Annotated in this window: 1 pseudogene; it reads right to left on the bottom strand. The window is 65.9% G+C overall.

Annotated elements, in window-relative coordinates:
• Window positions 1–201: pseudogene (locus TN53_RS43305) on the bottom strand (sugar ABC transporter permease); the annotation flags it as partial.
• Window positions 202–340 lie beyond the last annotated feature (139 nt).

Here is a 340-nt window from a genome sequence, read left to right as displayed (position 1 = left end):
GTTGAAGGCGATGAGCAGGGTGATGGCCGGCAGCGTCATCAGGATCAGCGTCCGGTCGCGGCGCAGTCGCATCCGCCAGGTCAGCCTGTTGTCGGTGGGCCGTCCCGAGGGCCTGCGTCGGCCGATGCGTCCGCGTCGCTCGGTCGTGCCGTCGTCCGGCGTGGCGGGACCGAGACTGGCAGCGGGAAAGTTGACTGGCACCCCTTTCAGCAGGCCATTCAATTCCGTCGTCGGGAGTTCGTCGTCACCGCCCCGGCCGTTTTCGTTGTGAACAGGTATGCCGCGCGGCCCGTTTTTCCCTGTGATGTGACGGTGATGTGACTCCTGTGCTGTACGGGGA

Source organism: Streptomyces sp. WM6386 (assembly GCF_000972385.1).
In the GTDB taxonomy this organism is placed as follows: domain Bacteria; phylum Actinomycetota; class Actinomycetes; order Streptomycetales; family Streptomycetaceae; genus Streptomyces.
The sequence above is the reverse complement of the archived record's forward strand: the minus strand, read 5'-3'. Positions and strand labels throughout refer to the sequence as shown.